Source organism: Millionella massiliensis (assembly GCF_900104655.1).
Lineage (GTDB): Bacteria > Bacteroidota > Bacteroidia > Bacteroidales > Rikenellaceae > Rikenella > Rikenella massiliensis.
Genome location: NZ_FNWD01000002.1, coordinates 2,062,046 through 2,080,561, shown reverse-complemented (window position 1 = coordinate 2,080,561; position 18,516 = coordinate 2,062,046). Strand labels below are relative to the sequence as shown.

At 60.2% G+C, this 18,516-nt stretch carries 10 protein-coding genes; 6 read left to right on the top strand and 4 right to left on the bottom strand.

The features are described from left to right. Positions 1 to 57: 57 nt before the first annotated feature. The 4 genes from BQ5379_RS08060 to BQ5379_RS08045 all read right to left on the bottom strand — a co-directional run bounded on the left by BQ5379_RS08060 (position 58) and on the right by BQ5379_RS08045 (position 8,573). Positions 58 to 1,791 carry a discoidin domain-containing protein gene (locus tag BQ5379_RS08060; RefSeq protein WP_071134959.1) on the bottom strand — a complete coding sequence of 578 codons (1,734 nt, stop codon included), beginning with the start codon at positions 1,789 to 1,791 and terminating at the stop codon, positions 58 to 60. A 350-nt stretch (positions 1,792 to 2,141) separates the two neighbouring features. Continuing rightward, positions 2,142 to 4,304 carry a right-handed parallel beta-helix repeat-containing protein gene (locus BQ5379_RS08055; RefSeq protein WP_071134958.1) on the bottom strand — a complete coding sequence of 721 codons (2,163 nt, stop codon included), beginning with the start codon at positions 4,302 to 4,304 and terminating at the stop codon, positions 2,142 to 2,144. A 60-nt stretch (positions 4,305 to 4,364) separates the two neighbouring features. Further along, positions 4,365 to 6,638 (bottom strand): glycosyl hydrolase family 95 catalytic domain-containing protein, encoded by a 2,274-nt coding sequence (locus BQ5379_RS08050; protein WP_143039425.1) that lies wholly within the window; start codon positions 6,636 to 6,638, stop codon positions 4,365 to 4,367. A gap of 147 nt (positions 6,639 to 6,785) precedes the next feature. After that, positions 6,786 to 8,573 (bottom strand): hypothetical protein, encoded by a 1,788-nt coding sequence (locus tag BQ5379_RS08045; RefSeq protein WP_071134956.1) that lies wholly within the window; start codon positions 8,571 to 8,573, stop codon positions 6,786 to 6,788. Between the two features lie 328 nt (positions 8,574 to 8,901). Between BQ5379_RS08045 and BQ5379_RS08040 the strand changes: the two genes are divergently transcribed. The 6 genes from BQ5379_RS08040 (at position 8,902) to BQ5379_RS08015 (ending at position 18,133) form a co-directional block, all read left to right on the top strand. Then, entirely contained in the window at positions 8,902 to 11,286 is a 2,385-nt protein-coding gene (locus tag BQ5379_RS08040; protein WP_071134955.1) for a glycoside hydrolase family 3 N-terminal domain-containing protein, read from the top strand. A gap of 15 nt (positions 11,287 to 11,301) precedes the next feature. Beyond that, the gene (locus BQ5379_RS08035) at positions 11,302 to 13,527 is read left to right on the top strand and encodes a YyaL domain-containing protein (protein WP_071134954.1); all 2,226 of its coding nucleotides are present in this window, start codon (positions 11,302 to 11,304) and stop codon (positions 13,525 to 13,527) included. Between the two features lie 74 nt (positions 13,528 to 13,601). After that, positions 13,602 to 15,827, top strand: a complete 2,226-nt coding sequence (locus BQ5379_RS08030) for a YyaL domain-containing protein (RefSeq protein ID WP_071134953.1) — start codon at positions 13,602 to 13,604, stop codon at positions 15,825 to 15,827. 395 nt (positions 15,828 to 16,222) lie between these two features. Then, complete coding sequence (locus BQ5379_RS08025; protein WP_071134952.1) at positions 16,223 to 16,732, top strand: flavodoxin; 510 nt, start codon at positions 16,223 to 16,225, stop codon at positions 16,730 to 16,732. Further along, positions 16,729 to 17,100: a DUF2023 family protein gene (locus tag BQ5379_RS08020; RefSeq protein WP_071134951.1), complete on the top strand. Its 372-nt coding sequence runs from the start codon at positions 16,729 to 16,731 to the stop codon at positions 17,098 to 17,100. Before BQ5379_RS08025 ends, BQ5379_RS08020 begins: the two co-directional genes overlap by 4 nt. A gap of 175 nt (positions 17,101 to 17,275) precedes the next feature. Continuing rightward, positions 17,276 to 18,133: a M48 family metallopeptidase gene (locus tag BQ5379_RS08015; protein ID WP_071134950.1), complete on the top strand. Its 858-nt coding sequence runs from the start codon at positions 17,276 to 17,278 to the stop codon at positions 18,131 to 18,133. Positions 18,134 to 18,516: the final 383 nt, after the last annotated feature.

Sequence of the window (18,516 nt, the reverse complement as noted above, 5' to 3'; positions counted from 1 at the left end):
AAAGTAAGTTCAAGAGTCGGAAAATTCGCAGGAGCGAACGCTCCGACCACGATGCGGTTACTCGACCGCCACGGCCGTACCCCGCGTCGTTCCACTGCCGTTAAAGGCATCTACGGCAACCCAGTAGGAGACTCCACGATTCAGCCCCGTCATCTCCCACTCGCCGGCCGTTCCATTCGGAATCCGCACGCTGCTGTAAAGCTTATCGGGAGCGATACCGTAACGGATCACATAGCCGTCGGCACCCGTCACGGGCGTCCACCGCACCTTCGCCCGACAGCCATCGGTCGCGTGACGCTCAACGGCGAGACCGGCAACCGCCGCCGGAGCATCCCCCGCACGGTGTCCGAAAACACGCAGATCACGCAGCGAGAAGTAAGGAGCCGACGTATAGGAGACGTTGCGTATGCGGATGTAACGCGCCTCGAACGGCTCACTGAATTCAATATAGTCGTGCGGCGTATCGGTCTGTTTCTCGCTGTTGTCCACCAGGGTGGTCCAACGTTTGCCGTCGTGCGAAGCCTCCAGCACGTAGCTCTGATGCGAACGCGGATCGCGGGCAGTCAACTGCGAGCCGAACTCGCCGAAGTTGATCTGCACGGCCGCCACCTGAGCCCCTTCGCCCAGGTCAACCTCGAACCACTCGCCGGCATCGGCCGTACGGGCCACCCACTCGGTACGTACCGCCTCGTCCGCGGCCAACGCTCCGTCGTGGTCGTCGAGCGCCGACGAGACCCGCACGGGACGTCGCAGCGACAACAGTTCCCATTGCGGCCCGCTCGTACCGTCGTTCATCGTGCCGGGCAGCCACAGCGGATAGTCGCCCGCATAGGTATCGGTCCACAGGTAGCCGTCGCCGTCGAAGCCCGACGGGTAAAACGACACGCGGCGTTCGAACATGTGTTTGACCGAGATCGAGTTCGTGGCGGCTTTCCACCACTGCGTTCCGACCTCGAACAGGCACCCGTGGCCGGCACCGCCGATAAAGCCTCCCTCCTTGGAGGAGGTGGGGTTGTTGTCCATATAACGGAACGGACCGAGCGGCGTATCGCCGACATAAACCCCGTCGGCATAGGTATCCCACTCGGTACCGGGACCGGCATACTGGAGATAATAACGCCCCCCGTGTTTAGTCATCCAGGCCCCTTCGATATAGGGACGGCGCGGCAGTTCATGCCGGGCTCCGGGACGCTCCCAGCCGTGGGAGGCGGTATCGCTGTTAAGACAGTCCACCGGCTCGGCCTTCTGCTGGAAGGTCTCCAGATCGAGCGTCACCGCACGGATCGGATCGGAGGGCGAACTGCCGTAATAGATATAGAGGTTGTCGCCCTCGGCCCAGAAAGCAGGGTCCCAGCGGGAGGGGATTTCAGTCACCAACTCCCATTGGCCGCGCTCGGGCGCCTGCGAACGGTAGAGCCGTCCGTTGCCGGGGGTCGAGCCGACGTAATAGAGCCACCCGTTCCGCACAAAGAGAGCCGGGGCGTAGTCTTCGATCGGCAGCACATCGTCGGCAATCGGCACAAAGGTCCACTGCACGAAATCGGTCGTATGCCAATACCCGCCCGACTTCGATGCAAACAGGTAATAGCGGTCGCCGAACGGTATCACCACCGGGTCGGCCGCCTCACGCGAGCCTTTCCCCTCGGGGATCAGCATGAACCGGTAGGGCAGGTTGAGCGGGTTGCAGAAGGTGCGTGGCTGTGCGGCCACCTCGGCCCGAATTTTCCCCGCTCCCCGGGCTGCGACACAGCACGATGCCGCCAGTAAACAACAGGTCAGAAGTTTTTTCATGATTCTACTAAAATCCAATAATGCCTATACGGCTGTTCACGCAACAAGGGCCGATAAACAGGTCTCCCGTTCAAACCATTGAGGTTTCACCGGAAGCCACCATTCTTCTCTACCGATTGTTGCAAGGCTCATGTTCATGCACACGTGAAGAACACAGAGCCACTGTATTCGTTTCCTGCCTCCGCCCGGACGCACCGACCGCAACACGCGGCTACGATCGGCCGCCTTGTGGTACGAAACCGCACACGAAACCGAGCAATAATGGCAGGCCAAAATCGGTATCGCCCTCTGCCATCGGACTTTCGGGCGATACCGATCGGAAAATTTCATATCGACGATTACACTGAGGACTATTGCTCACCGCGTTCGGGCGCACCGGCACGGTAGTCAGCCTCACGCGCTTCGACCGCCGCGTCGAAAGCCTTGATGATCGACTCATCCAGACGGGCGCGCTCTTTCCACTCGTCGGAACCGTACACCCCGGCTTTCGAATAGTCGAACGGCACAAACCCGATCTTGCGGGCAGTTTTCAGGCTGCGGAAGGTGAAGTCTCCGGCTTCGGGATCGTTGAACATCGGGTCGGCCACGATCGAGTGGCTGTCCTTGATCTCGCGCCACTCGCGGAACGGCAGTCCGCAGAAACGCAGCATCGTGTCGGACCGCAGATCCCAGTAGTCGTTCCGGTCCATGGCGATGTCGGCCTCACGCCAGGCCCCTGCCAACAGCACCCCACGATCGGACAGGATGATATTGCGTTCGAACGTGAAGGAGCGGTGAGCTTCGACGCGCGTGAACTGCAACTGATTCTGATAAGCCAACGCGAAGATGTTGTTGCGGATCATGTTTTCCATCCCGTAGTGCTGATGGAATCCACCGCTCTTGCAACGATAGACGAGGTTGTTCTCCATCAGGATATGGGTCGAGCCTTCGTCAGTATAGAGACCCCATCCGCCGTAATCGTAGGAGTAGATGTCGTGGATCACGTTGTTCGAGACCGACGTCCCGGGCGACACACCCAGCGTGTAGACGGCCCCCATGTCGGACAGTTCGGCCCAACCGATGTGGTGAATGTGGTTGAACTCGACCTTGTTGCGCACGGCGGGACTTTCGACCTGCACTTCGACATACTGCATGGTTCCGTTTTCGGCCATGCGGGTGATCCAGGTTTTCTGGTCGTTATAGCCCCATTTCCAGCCCACCGAGACGCCTGAATAACGCATGTCGGCAATTTCGTTGTGGGTCACGCGGTTGTCGGCAGCCTGAAAGATTGCCACGCCAACGGCACACGGGAATACGTATCCGCCATGACGGATAATATTGTTGTCCACCACGTTACGCGCCGTAACGGGACGCCCTTCGAAGCGGATTTCGGTTTCGCCGAGTTTGATGCCGCCGGCCCCGAGATCCTCGATCACGCAACGTTCAATGCGGTTGTCGAAGCACTCGCGACGGAGCCAAATGCCATAACCGCCGGTCTGGGTCAGCTCACAGTCGGCGAACACCAGCCGCGAAGCATAGTCGGCTTCGATGGCAGCCGGGATGGCGGCAGCGGCCTGCATCGGTTCGTCACCCTTAACCGGCATCGTGTAGGAGGTGGTGCGGAAGGCAATGTTCCGGAACTCCTTGCCAGCGACGGGCTGGTCAGCCGTACCGGCAAAGACAATCAGACGCGAGAGGGTCGGAGCCGTACAGCTGACCGTACGCATGTCCTCCCCTTCGCGAGGCATGTAGTAGAGCCAGCCGTCGGGGGCCAGATACCACTCGCCGGGTGCATCCAGCGCACCGAGGTAGTTGTCGAGCACGTAGCGCGACCCTCCGGTGATGGCGTTCCAGGGCTTCATCCCCTCGCCGGAGATGAAGAAATAACCGGAGTCGGCCATCAGATGGTCGATCGGCTTGCGGGTCACGTCCCACTTGTGGTAGAAGAGGGCCGTCACACGACGCAACTCTTCGCGCGAGAGGCCGGCAAGCGGCTTCAATTCGTTGGAGTCAACCGCAATCCGCTGCACGGCATATTCGGGAGCCCGTCCGGTTCCCTTGTCGAGCACCGTCTCGTTGTTCCCCTTCACATAGTACCAACGGGTATTGGGAGTCCGGGCCCGCACGGCACGACTGCCGTTCACGTAGAGCTGTTCGAAGTGGAGCGTTTCAGGCAGCTGCGTCCGCCAGATACCGTTCTGCCAGGGTGTCCATCCGCTCACGGAGACACCCCCCACGAAGACCGGTTTCCGGTCGCCCTGGCTGCGGAACACCACCGGACGGGTATCGCGCTGGTCGAACACCACGGTGCGCTCCATACGGTACTCGCCGGGTGCAATCCATACGGTGACGGTGTCGCTGCCGGCCGGCATTTTCCGGATCAGGTCGCGGGCGGCTGCCAGCGAATAGACGGGCGATGCCTGTGTCCCGGAGTTGGCGTCGTTACCCGACGGCGAAAGGTAGATCTGCTGCGCATCGACCATCTGCATCGAGAGGGCCGTCAGCGCCAAACATGAAATCAACGGTTTAAACATATCAAATTGTGAGTTTAGGTTAATCTGTCAAAAAAACGCCCCGAAAACACCGGCCGCATTCTATTTCGCCCGTGCCGGAGCAATCGTAAACCGCTCACCGGGAGCCGTTCCGAATTCGATGCAGGAGCCGGTATAGGTTTTGGCCCCGGAAACCGATCCTTTGACCAGCACGGCACGTCCCGGCCAGGGATTCTCCAGCCGACAGGGACGTCCCTTTTCGCTCAACAGCTGAACGGGGCTGATCTCGCCGTTGCGGATCGATGCCGAGACCAGAAAAGCTCCATAGGTCCGGATCCGTACAAACGCCGCATCCTGTCCGGCCGGCCATACGGGGAAGAGCCGCAAGACACCGCCAAAGCCGCTGCACAGCATTTCGTTGACCGTATTGGGCACCGTACTGAGGTTTTCGATTCCATGGGGATTGCCCAGCTGGAATCCGTTGGGGTAGGTATGTCCGGCATAGACGCGCAACTTGTTGTAGATCGTGTCGGCCGAATAACCGACCCGTACGGCCGCCGGGAAGAAGGAGTTGGACCCGTTGAAATCGAGCCACCGCCCCATCAGGTCGATCGTCTGCCGGGCGATCCGGAGCAGCGCCGTGTCCGACCCGGCGTGAATCGTACCGGCCGGATAGATGTGCTGAATTCCCAGCGTATTTCCATCGTTCCAGGCCATGCCCCGCTCCGTATAACGGAATACCGTTTTACCGTCACGCTGCTGCACGGGGAAGTCGGCCAGTTCGTCGCGGATGCGCCGCCACACGGGCCGACGCTCGGCATCCGTATCGAGAAACTCGCTCATATCGACCGCCAGCTGCATCACCATACGTACCAGCCCCAGCGACAGGATCGGATTCATCGTCCCGATCGTCCCCTCGTGAATGGCGTCGTTGTAGATCACATACCGTCCATCCTCGTAACGGACATATTTTTCCCAGAACGTGGCCGTCCGCTCAACAAAAGGCCACACCTGCCGGGCAAACGCTTCGTCGTAGGTCGAATAGAACTGCATGGCCAGATTCGAGACACAATAGGCCGCATTGCTCTTCTGTCCGAAGAAGAGTCCTCCGCACTCCACGTTCCCCTCCTGCACATAAGAGGTGGACTTCTCCAGCACCTCGTTCTGACGGACCGTTTCGATTCCGAGCGGCCCGATTCCGACCGGCAACAAAATCCCGTCCGGAATTCCGGTCACCTGGGCCGAATACCAGGCTCCGCGTTCGATCTGCGCCAACAGCGGATAGTAATACGGGGTCGCCTGCTCGATCCGATTGGCCGAGTAGAGTGCGTAATAGGGTGCACTGTGGTTGTAGTTCAGGTGGTAATCTCCGTTCCAGGCCGGACGCTCGCGGGTGATCCACGATCCGAAAATCGACGGCGGGAACTCCCGGTCACGGCTGCACGAAGCGGTTCCGTACAACGAGAGGTAGTACTGACGGGCGATCGCCGTGTCGGGAATCTGCACGTAGGACTGTTCCCAGTAGTTCCGCCACCAGTCGAGGTGGCGTCGGCGCATCGCTTTCGAGGCACCCGGTGTTCCGAGTTCGACGGCCCGCTCACACAGCGTGGTCTGCACGTCGTCCGTCTTGAAATTGCTGGTGAAGACACACACCAGTTCGAGCGGTTTACCGGGCCGCAGGGTCACCCGGGAGAGCTCCCCGTCCGGCCGCATGGAACGTACGGCGATGCCGGCACGGGTCGGAATCTCGACATCTTCGGTAAACCCACGCGTCACCCACTCCACTCCGTCGTCCGTCCGCCCCCGAGCCTCTTCCACCGGGAACAACGGATCGAACGGCGGCTGATTGATCCGCTCCAGCGAGTCGGGCAGCAGCAGCTCCACCTGCATCGGCACCTCGCGGTTCGCCTCCAGACTTAGCGCCATCGCGTCATCCCCGGCCGCCACGTAAGCACGGCAGACCAGCTTCAGACCCTCCTTTTCGAAGGTGGCCGTAGTCGTAGCCGTATACAGGTCCTGTTCCACGAGATAGGTCGCCCCGCGCAACGCTTCGGACGAGAGCCGTATCTTGCCGAGCACGGCCGGAAACGACTCGTTGTACGATGATTTCAGTCGCCAAAAGTCGTTGCGTGCCACATAAAAGATCAGATTGTCGGGCGTTCCGCCCAGCGCCACACCGGTATAACCGTTTCCCAGCAACGGCGCATCGACCGAAGTCGTTGCCGGAATATTCGCCGGGGGTGCCGTAAAACGCACCCGGCACGACGAGACGATCTCTTTCACATCGGGCATTTTCCCTTTGGACGCGCCGGCAACGGTCGGGCACGACATTGCCCCGATCAGGCCCAGCAAACCGGCCATACACCATTTTATCATAAACGTATCAATTTAATCCACCATACGAAATGGAGGGCACTCCTCAACAACCGGATAGGCACTGTCCGACATAAGCCACACATCACCCGTCTCCATCAGACACAACTCACTGCGACACTGTGCCCGCCTGCCTGCTCCCAACTACAGCTATTCGAGCATCGAGCGGTATTTGTCCACCGTGGCACCGATTCCCCGGGCCGGGTCGCCGGAGACACCGGAAAGGTCGGTCAGACTGAAGGCGTTGGGCTCGTAAAGGGTGGCACACTGCGACGAGCTCTCCTTCAACTGTCGCCACTCCGCCCACAGCGCGTCGTACCGTTCGATGGCCCGACGCATGGCCTCCCGGTCGAACTGTCCGGAGAGAGCAGCCTCCCGCCCGTACAGACAGATGGAGAATATCTGCTGGATCAGTTCATGTTTGATCCGACCGTAAGCAGCCGACACGCGCAGGTACTCTTCGTCCCGGGGATCGGCCATGCGGATCGTACCGGCGAGGGTCTCGATCTCGCGCCACAGGTCGACGGCCTGCTGTTTTTCGGCGAGCATTTCGGCCTGCCGACCGTTTTTCACCACATAATTCATGAAGCCGGCCAGGGCGCTTTCGTCCGAGAAGTACTGGTCGCGACTCCACCAGACGTTGAATCCGGCTTTTGTAACATCGATCGCCGAGCACTGTCCCTTCAACACCGCTTCGTCGGCCTTATGGAGCAGTGAGATGAACGGGTCGATCGACCGGCGTGCCACACCCAGCGACCGCAACGTTTTGCGCAACACCTGCTCTTCGGTCAGGGTCGTATCGAGAGCCCAGTTGGCTGCGGCCTGCGTGTTCACATCGCACCACAACTCGTTGGTAATATAGGGTCCGCGCCATCCGCCCCCGCGCGACCAGGTCCACAATCCCTGAAATTTCGGATCGCCCTTCAGCGCGGCCACGCTCTGCACCGCGTCACGGGGCATGTTTTGCGCATACTCGCTGAAGCCGCCAAGCATCCCGCCGAAGACATAGACCGGATGTGCCCCCTTGCCGTAGTATTCGGGCTGTCCCTGAAATTCAACGATGTAGGGGTGGCGGCCGATCCCCAGGGTCGGGTTGAACTGGGTCAACCGATGGAAATCTCCCCGCGAATATTTGATCGAGAAGAGCAGATTGGGATGCGGTTCGACCCGGTCGGTAATCTGACGATAGATGTCGGCATTGGTATGGAAAAAGCCGAAGTCCCAGGTGCGATAGAAGAGTTTGCGTCCGTATTTCTCGCACACCTCCTCCCGGAGCAGGTTGATCAGCCGGACGTGTCCGTCGATTCCCTCCTGTCCGCCGGCACGCACGGGGTTCCCGCCCGAATGGTAGGGCGTATCGAACAGATAGGTCTCGCCGAAACGAATCACCAGCCCGTCGAGTTCGGGGAAGGTTTCAAAGAGTTCGCGTACCTGTGCACGTATCAACTCCTGCGTCAGCGGCTGACTGATGTCGGGCACCAGTTTGCCGTGGATGGCACTGAACCCGCTGGCGGCATCCTGCGGCCGGACGATCTGGTCCTGATAGCGTTGCAACAGGAGCGTCGGCAGCACCAGCATGTCGGTAAAGGGATAGACGGCCAGCCCCGCCTTCTTGGCTTCGCGGAGCCGGGTGCGGATTTCGCGTTGACGGTCGAGCACCCACTTCCGTTCGGACGTACCTTCGGGCAGAATCCCCGGGGCGAAGGAGTCGTAGGTCAGGGCACACTGCACGTGCCACTGCGGGACAATCCCGTTGTATCCGAGCGATTCAACGTACTGCGGATCGGTATATCGGGTTTGGGTCGGCTGCTCGCCCGGGTTGTTGTGCACCATATCCAGCACATAGGTCAACCCGTCACCACGAGCCCAAAGCGTCGGGGCGCTGTTCCAACAGAGGACTCCGAGAAACAACACCCATTTGAAAAACGGCTTTGCCATCGATCGGGAGTTTAAGGTTCAGGTATCGGTTCTGACAAATATAACATAATCTCAAGAACCATTCAACCCCCTGAAAACAAACAAATTCCCTCCACTATTGGTAATATTGTGTTTTTCATTTCCCGAAGGAAACAGACCCTGCCCGTAAAATACCCTATCAATCAGCGGCATACTCTCTTGCTGTATCACATACTATTTGTAAAACACCTTTTTAACAACTGATTAATAATCTATTATAAAGTTTGCAAAATCATTTTTCGTCCCTTACATTTGTTAGACAGGGATTTCTTTTCCTGCCCAAGCCCGACCAACTCTACCCCAAACCACCATGAAACCCACTACAACCCTGCTCTGCACCCTGCTGGCCGTGGGCAGCACACTCACTGCCGCAACCGCCGCCCAACCTCCCTACAAAGACAGTTCACTGCCCGTCGAGAGCCGCGTCCGCGACCTGATGAGCCGCATGACCCTCCAGGAGAAGGTCGACCAGCTGAACATGAAGAGCCTCAACGCCCTCCAGACCGACGCCCGCGGCAACGTCACCGACAGTTCGCTGAACGCCCTATTCGGAGGCCGCAGCATCGGTAGTCTGGAGAGCCCCTTCGTCGAACACGACAAGGTGGCTGCCTACTCCGAAGCCGCCGACCGCTACCTGCGCGAACACACCCGGCTGGGGATTCCGGCCATCCAGATCGCCGAATGTCTCCACGGCCAGATGGCCCTCGGAGCAACGATCTTCCCGCAGGCCATCGGCCTCGGTTCGACCTGGAATCCCGAACTGATCCAACAGATGGCAGCCGTGATCGCTGAAGAGGGCTCCCTGTCGGGCGTCGACCAGGCCCTTTCGCCGCTGTTCGACCTGGCCCGCGACCCGCGCTACGGCCGCGTCGAGGAGTGCTACGGCGAAGACCCCTATCTGGTAAGCCGCATGGGCGTAGCTTTCGTGACCGGCATGCAGGGCGACCCGGCACAGACCCGCCACGGACTGGCCGAAGGTAAACTCGCCTGCACCGGCAAACATTTCGTCGCCTACTCCGTACCCGAAGCCGGCATCAACCTGGCCCCCGCTCTGATGGGCGAACGCAACCTGCGCGAGCTGCACTTCCCGCCGTTCGAAGCCGCCGTCAAGGAGGCCAACCTCTACAGCCTCATGCCCGGCTACCACGAGGTGGACGGCATACCGGTCCACGCCAGCCGCCAACTGCTGACCGATATTCTGCGAGGTGAGTGGGGATTCGACGGCTACGTCTTCTCCGACTACGGAGCCATCGGCATGCTCGACCAGTTCCACCGCACGGCCCGCGACAAAGGTGAATCGGCCGTGCAGGCCATCACCGCCGGCGTCGACCTCGAAGCCCCCGGCCGATATGCCTACGGCGAGCTGGAACGGCTCGTCGAGGAAGGGACCCTGCCGGAAGCAGTGATCGACACCGCCGTGGCCCGCGTGCTGCGTGCCAAATTCAAGATGGGGCTCTTCGACCGTCCCTACTCCAAACCGGCCGGTCTCGCCCGCAAAGTCCACCTCCCGGCCAGTGTAGCCCTCTCGCAGCGGATCGCCGAAGAGTCGATCGTGCTGCTCAAAAACGATAATGCCACCCTGCCCCTGGCCAAAGAGAGCCTGCGCTCGATCGCCGTCATCGGCCCCAACGCCGATAAAGTTCAGTTCGGCGACTACAGCGTCACCAAAAACAACGACTACGGCACCACCGTGCTCCAGGGCATCCGCGACTACGTCGGCGACCGGATTACCGTCCGCTACGCCGAAGGGTGCGGCATCACCGAACTCTCCAAAGAGGGTTTTGCCGAAGCCATGCAGGCCGCCCGCGAAAGCGACGTGGTCGTACTGGTGCTGGGCGGCACCAGCGTCATCTACTCCGGCATCGGCTGGGGCGACCCCAACTCGAAAGAGGCCAATACCTGCGGCGAAGGATACGACCGCAACGAACTGGGTTTCCCCGGCGTACAGGCCGAACTGCTCGACTCGATCGTCGCGCAGGGCAAACCGGTTGTACTGGTGATGGTCAACGGCCGTCCCTACACGGTCGGCCAGCAAATCGACCGGGTCGATGCGGCCCTCGAGGCATGGTATCCCGGCGAACGGGGCGGCGATGCCGTCAGCCGGATTCTCTTCGGCGATGTCAACCCGTCGGGGCGTCTTTCGGTCACCTTCCCGCCGACCACCGGCCACATCCCGATGTACGCCAACTACAAACCCTCGGCCAAAGGCTATTACCACCAGCGCGGATCGGTCGAAAAACCCGGCCGCGACTATGTCTTCTCGGCCCCCGACCCGCTCTTCTGCTTCGGCTACGGGCTGAGCTACACCACGTTCGAATACAGCGACCTGAAGATCGACAACCGGCTCGACACCCCTGACCGTTGCGTCGAAGTGAGCTGCCGCCTCAAAAACACCGGTTCGCGTGCCGGTGCCGAAGTGGCTCAGCTCTACCTGCACGACGTGGTGAGCAGCGTGACCACTCCCGTACGCGCACTAAAAGGGTTCCGGAAAGTGCAGCTCCAACCCGGCGAAGAGCAGGAGATCCGCTTCACCATTCCCGAAAAAGAGCTGATGCTGTGGAACAAGGAGATGCGCCAGGTACTCGAGCCCGGTGAATTCGAAATCCACGTCGGCCGCTCCTGCCAGGACACCCCGCTTCGGGGCACCTTCACCGCCAGCCAGCAACGTTGCGCCGACGACACGAACACTTTGTAATCCTTGCCGCACCATATGAAAACGAAATGGATACTGGCCGGGTTCGTCATGCTGTGGGGGAGTACCGCCGTCGCACAGAGCGACTGGTTGCCCCGCACACCCGACCCTACGCGCATGTTCCGTCTGCTGGACTGCCGCTACGACGAAGCCCGTCTGCAAAGCGCCACTGAAATCACCCCGAACTCTGCGGCATGGACAGTCGACGTCCAAAACAGCGGAGACTCCTCCTACGTCTTCACATTCCGGGCCCGACAGGCTCTCAGGGATGCCGGCGTCGCCGTCGCCTTCGACCAGTACGGATGGTCGAGCGACAACTACGTCATGATCCCATCGGTAGTCTATGCCGGCAACCGTCAGCGCATCGTCAATCGGCAGTATGCCACCGGGCTCGACGCCACGGACTACTACCGACGCGATCTGGCCCTGACCTCCAACCCCATTCCGCAGCTCTCGCCCGAATTCGGTGCACCCTCGCGGCTCGAAGTACTGGTCTGCAACGCCGCCACCCCGGCCATCACCTGGCTCGACCGAAAAAACCATAATGCGACCATCCTGCTCACGGATCAGGGCATCGAACGGGACGGAGAGGTGAAAGACCACGGACTGATCGTACAGGAGTCGCTCGACCGCGACATCGCCTCATTCGTCATCAGCGCTCCCGGCGTGCGGGAAAAGAAGCCCCAGTTCATTGGGTTCAGTCCAAGCCCCGACCGGGGAATCAGCGTACAGCCCGGCGACAGCATCGTGATCCGCGTGACCCGGCTAAACTTCCCGGCCAGTGACGTTCCCCAACTGCTGGCCCGCTTCATGCACGACCGCAAACGCCACATGGCACCCACCACGCCACGCAACCTGATGCCCATGAGCGAGGTGCACCAGCGCATGATCGGACGAATCGACACACGCTATCTGTCAGGCCCCGTTAACGAATTCTACAATGTATCCAACGCTAACTGGTTCGTTTTCGGCTGGGTCGGCGGGCTGATGAGTACCCATCCCATCTTGGCACTGGGCGACACGATGCATCTGCGTCGCGTTGTCAACACCTTCAACTTCGGTCTACTCAACGGTCAGGCTGCCAGCGGCTACTATTACAACGTCATCGGTCCGGAAGGGAAACCCTACTTTCTCGATGCCGCCAAAGAGCATCCCGGCATTGCATTGACCCGACAAAATGCCGACCTGCTGTATTGGATGGTCAAACAGTTTGACCTGCTCCGGAAACAGGGCCGCAGCGACGCCATCCGCCCCGAATGGACCCAACGCGTTCAGAAACTGGCCGACGCCTTTGTCAAAACCTGGCAGACCGAAGGCACATGGGGAAACTACCTCGACCTGGAGACCGGAGGCATTGCCGTCTGGAACACCACCGGCGGCGCCATGGCCGTGGGAGGACTGGCCCTCGCATCGAAATACTACAACAACCCGGAATACCTCGCCGTAGCGCGCGAAGCAGCCGATTTCTACTACCGTGACTTTGCCCGGCGAGGCTTCACCTCGGGCGGTTGTGGAGACATTCTTCAGAATGCCGATTCCGAAACGGCAGCGGCCCTAATGACCTCACTGATGACCCTCTACGAAACCACTGGCGAAAGCCGCTACCTGGAACAGTGCCGCGACCTGGCCAACCTGTGCGCCACCTGGACCGTCTCGTTCCGCTACCGACTGCCGGCCGAGACCCAACTGGCACGGCTCGGGGCCGACCTGACCGGCGCCGTCTGGGCCAGCACCCAGAACAAACACGGCGCCCCGGGGTTCTGCACCCAGTCGGGCGACGCGCTGCTCAAACTCTACCGAGCTACCGGCGACACCCTCTATGCCGCCCTGCTGCGCGACATCATCCACGCTCACGCCGAGGGGGTGCAACCTGACGGCAAGATCACCGAACGCCTCACCTATTGCGATGCCGACAGCCGTGGCGACCGTCTCGAAGGAGACGCGACCGGCTGGAACGAAATCAACGGCGCACTGATGGCCATCGAGATTCCCGGCATCTACCTGCGCACCGACCTTGACCGCTGCTACGTCTTCGACCACGTCACCGTACAGGAGATCAAGCGGAGCAGCCGCCACGTCACCCTGACCCTCCATAACCCCACGGCATTCGACGCCACCGTCACCATACTGGCCGAGAACGCCGAGCAGGCCGCACTGCCGCTGGGCGACAATGCCTTCCTGCAGTGGAACGACAAAGTAACCGTCAAAGCCGGACGCACCGCTAAAATCAAAATCCCCCGATAAAACATCACCTGTCTGGACTCACCCCCCGACCCCATCAGCCTACGAATTTCTACCCCTACGAAAAAACTCAGACAATGAACAAACCCTGGACCCTGGCCTGCTTGGCCAGCCTGTTGATCAGCACCGCCGCCGCACAGAGCGACTGGCTGCCCCGCACACCCGACCCTTCGCGTACGTTTCGTCTGCTGGACTGCCGCTACGACAAAGCCCGCCTGCAAAGCGCCACTGAAATCACCCCGAACTCCGCAGCATGGACAGTCGACGTCCAAAACAGCGGAGACTCCTCCTACGTCTTCACATTCCGTGCCCGTCAGGCCCTCCGGGATGCCGGCGTCGCCGTCGCCTTCGACCAGTACGGATGGTCGAGCGACAACTACGTCATGATCCCATCGGTAGTCTATGCCGGCAACCGTCAGCGCATCGTCAATCGGCAGTACGCCACAGGGCTCGACGCCACGGATTACTACCGACGCGATCTGGCCCTGACCTCCAACCCCATTCCGCAGCTTTCGCCCGAATTCGGTGCCCCCTCGCGGCTCGAAGTGCTGGTCTGCAACGCCGCCACCCCGGCCATCACCTGGCTCGACCGAAAAAACCATAATGCGACCATCCTGCTCACGGATCAGGGCATCGAACGGGACGGAGAGGTGAAAGACCACGCACTGATCGTACAGGAGTCGCTCGACCGCGACATCGCCTCGTTCGTCATCAGCGCCCCCGGCGTGCGGGAACTCAAACCCGAATTTATCGGCTTCAGCCCCAGCCCCGACCGGGGAATCAGCGTACAGCCCGGCGACAGCATCGTGATCCGCGTGACCCGGCTGAACTTCCCGGCCAATGACGTTCCCCAGCTGCTGGCCCGCTTCATGCACGACCGCAAACGCCACACGGCACCCACCACACCACGCAACCTGATGCCCATGAGCGAAGTGCACCAGCGCATGATCCGCAACATCGAAGAGCGCTACCACGTCAGCCCCGTCGGCGAATACTATTGTCCCGAAAACGCCGACTGGATGTCCTACGGCTGGATCGGCGGGCTGATGAACACCTGGCCAATGCTGGCACTGGACGACACGATGCACCTGCGTCGCGTTGCCAACACCTTCGACTTCGCCCTGCTGCGCGGCTATGGCGAGAGCGGTTACTACTACGACGTTCTCGGAGCCGACGGCAAACCGCTGTTGCGTGACGCGGCCAAGGAGAATCCCGGCATCGGGCTGACCCGCAAGAACGCCGATCTGCTCTACTGGCTGGTCAAACAGTTCGACCTGCTCCGGAAACAGGGCCGCAGCGACGCCATCCGCCCCGAATGGACCCAACGCGTTCAGAAACTGGCCGATGCTTTTGTCAAAACCTGGCAGACCGAAGGCACGTGGGGGAACTACCTCGACCTGAAAACCGGCGACATCGCTGTATGGAACACTACCGGCGGCGCCATGGCCGTGGGAGGTCTGGCCCTCGCATCAAAATACTACAACAACCCGGAATACCTCGACGTAGCCCGCAAAGCTGCCGATTTCTACTACCATGATTTCGCCCGGCGAGGCTTCACCTCGGGCGGTTGCGGCGACATTCTTCAGAATGCCGACTCCGAAACGGCAGCAGCCCTGATGACCTCGCTGATGACCCTCTACGAAACCACCGGCGAGAAATGCTACCTGGAACAATGCCGCGACCTGGCCAACCTGTGCGCCACCTGGACCGTCTCGTTCCGCTACCGGTTGCCGGCCGAAACCCCGCTGGCCAAACTCGGTGCCGACCTGACCGGTGCCGTCTGGGCCAGCACCCAGAACAAACACGGCGCCCCGGGATTCTGCACCCAGTCGGGCGACGCGCTGCTCAAGCTCTACCGTGCCACCGGCGACACCCTCTATGCCGCTCTGCTGCGCGACATCATCCACGCCCACGCCGAAGGAGTTCAGCCCAACGGGAAGATTACCGAGCGCCTCACCTATTGCGATGCCGACAGCCGCGGATCGCGCGGTGATGGCGGTCAAACCGGCTGGAACGAGACGAACGGCGCCCTGATGGCCGTCGAGATTCCCGGCATCTACCTGCGCACCGACCTCGACCGCTGCTACGTCTTCGATCACGTCACCATCCAGAAGACAGAACGGGACGACCGTCACATCACCCTGACCCTCCACAACCCCACGGCATTCGATGCCACCGTCACCGTACTGGCCGAAAATGCCGAACAGGCCGCACAGCCGCTGGGCGACAACGCCTTCCTGCAGTGGAACGACAAGGTGACCGTCAAGGCCGGACGCACCGCTAAAATCAAAATCCCCCGATAGGGATTTCGTCAGGCCGCAGCCGTTTTACCCGGGGACATCACCCCCGTTCCGGGTACACCGCCCAAATAGCAAAACACCCCATCGTTTCTTCCTATACAACGTATCCCGACGATGCCCCGCCTTTCCCGGACGGGGCATTTTTGCTACAGTGGCCGTCGCACGCCTCTCTTCCCGCAGAATGATACGCCATCTACACAGCCCGAGTAACCGGGTCGAACAGCCGAGCGAACGAGACCGTGCAGCCGGGCAACCAAGCGGTCCAGACTCCTCTCCGTAACACACCTTTTTCGGGCACCCCTCGGGAATGGGATGCGTCTGCTCCAATTTCCCCATTTTTAGGGATTCCCGCCGGACGACGGAATCCATAGCTTTGCATCAAACAAAAACACAAAGCCATGGGAACGAAAACAGGTATCTTCTACGGCAGCACCCTCGGGACCACCGAGGCCGTCGCCACCCAAATCGGAGAGAAACTCGGCGTCGGCGCCGCCGACATCCACAACGTGGCGGACAGTGATCCGTCGGCCGTTCAGGCATACGACACACTGCTCCTGGGCAGTTCGACCTGGGGAAGCGGCGAGTTGCAGGATGACTGGTGCAATTTTATCGACCGCCTCAAGGAGATGGACCTCGCGGGTAAAACCGTCGCCCTGTTCGGCTGCGGCGACTCGGCCGGTTACTCTGACACCTTCTGCGATGCCATCGGACTGCTGCACGACTCGCTGGCCGCAAGCGGATGCCGTTTCATCGGCGCCTGCGATCCGTCGGGCTACACCTTCGACAGCTCCATCGCCCTGCAGGAGGGTCGTTTCGTGGGGCTGCCCATCGACGAAAACAACGAAAGCCACCTGACCGCCGAACGCATCGACCGCTGGACGGAACAACTCAAAACCGAACTGTCATGAGCCGCCCCGACTGCGCCAATTTTTCGGACATGAAGGTGTTCATGCACCACATCTACGAATTCAAGAAAGGGATCCGCAGCCTGATCCTCTGCACGATGTGTCCGACCTGTGCCGACTTCATGATCCGCCGCCTCGAAAGCCAGCATATCGCCTACCTCTGCCAACCGGTCTCGGACCAAAAGGTAAACCTCTATTTCGGCAAACAGGCCTGCCTGGAGGCCGTCCGCTCGTTCGTCGATAAACCCCTCAACCGACTGACCCCCGAAGAGGACTTCATGCTGGGGGCCATGCTCGGTTACGACATCGGCCAGCAGTGCGAACGCTTCTGCCAACGCAAGTTGCGGGCCGCCACGCTGCAGGCAGTCTAATTTCATTTACGTTTCATTCCTTATATCTCTTTTTCATCGTTTGTTATGTCCGAGCGGCGGCCTGTTCCGACAGGTCGCCGCACTTCGTTTCTCCGGCCGCCTACTGAAAAAATTGTAAACTTTTCGGTATTTGATTTAATTTTACCGCCGAAAAACCATAACAAACCACAACACGATGAAACGAATCTATGCCCTGCTTGTCGTCGCACTGGCACTCGTAGGGACAGCAAATGCCCAATTCAAACTCGTGAAAGCCCTCGGTGCCGGCGCTAAAGCAATTCAGGCCGCCACGCTGAGCGACGCTCAACTCGAAGCCTACGTCAAAGAGTACATCGACGGGATGGACAAAAGCAATCCAGTTTGCGAAGGGGACGACCCGTATGCGGTGCGCCTGGCCCGGATCACCGAAAAGATCAACACCGAAGGTCTGAACATCAAGGCCTATCGGGTCACCGACGTCAATGCCTTTGCCTGTGCCGATGGCAGCGTCCGCGTATTTACCGGATTGATGGACATCATGACCGACGAAGAGATTCTCGGAGTGATCGGCCACGAAATCGGCCACGTGATGAACAAAGACAGCAAAGATGCCTTCCGGACCGCCCTGCTGACCTCGGCCCTGCGCGACGGAATCAGCTCGGCTGGCGGCATCGTGGCCAAACTGTCGGAGTCGCAACTCGGTTCGCTGGGCGAGGCAGTGGCCAACTCGAAATTCTCGCAGAAGCAGGAGTATGCCGCCGACGAATACGGCTATAACTTTCTGAAGTCGCACGGCGAAAACCCGTGGGCCATGGCACTCGCTTTCGAGAAGCTGCAACAGATGGAAGCTGAGATGGGTGCCGACAAGACGAGCAAGGTGCAGCAGCTCTTTTCGACCCACCCCGATCTGGCCAACCGCATCAAGCGCATGACCGAAATGGCCACAAACGACGGTTTCGAACGTCCCGAGATGACCGCTCCCGAGACGGCAGTTGCCGATACTACCCAAACGACTGCAACGGGGACCACCGAAACAACGGCCCCGGCCGAATAGGCTAACCCGTTATCGGTCTGCACGCCATATTCCCCGACTTCGGATGCGCCTTGTAGCGCGTTTCCGAAGTCGATTTTTTTGAGGAGCAGTCACCCGAAAGGTCTCGATTCTTATTCTACCTTGCTCTCAAAATCAAACAGACCCTTTCCGATCCCTTCCACCCTCGATTCTTCCTTTCCCATTCTTCCCTTCGATTCTTTTCTCCCTCGATTTTCCTCACCGGATCCCTTCCTCACCGGCCACGGCGCTTCGACGGCACACGCCTACCGACGCAAAACCTGTCGGTATAAACGCCCAACCGAACACTTTCCCCACGAACAGAGAGGCAATTTCTCGCTCTGTATCATCCCGCTCCGGCAAGGTCCGAAAAACGCGATCGGGAA